Here is a 369-nt window from a genome sequence, read left to right as displayed (position 1 = left end):
GCCTCGCGCGATCCCGCTCCCCTATCCATCCCACCGCGCCGGCCCGTGTCGGCCAGCCGGCTCGCGGGCAGCACGCCGCGCAGGCAGGCATCGCGCGCGGTCAKGTTCTGCTCGGACTCGCAGCGCCGCGTATCGCCCTCGGTGCGCGGCATCTGCACCGTGATCTGGTTGCCAGACGGCGCCCGGCCCTTGCCGTGCAGCTGCTCCAGACGCTGGTTGTAATTGCTGAGCTGCGCCGTCGCAAAGCGGCGCGCGGCCTGGATCTGGGCGTTGATCAGGCCCGAGACGTCCGGGTCGGTCGACGGATCGCGGCGCGCGGCCACGCTCAGCTCGAGCACGGCTGGCGACGAGGTGGCGATGGCATTGCTC

1 protein-coding gene is annotated in these 369 nt (G+C 72.3%); it reads right to left on the bottom strand.

Annotated features, from left to right (window positions below):
• The coding region (locus tag AC1DDH_RS20845; protein WP_476956274.1) for a hypothetical protein at positions 1 to 369 on the bottom strand (369 nt) is incomplete at both ends.

It is taken from the genome of Arthrobacter sp. 10T425 (genome assembly GCF_056393985.1).
This window is presented reverse-complemented; position numbering and strand designations above follow the sequence as displayed.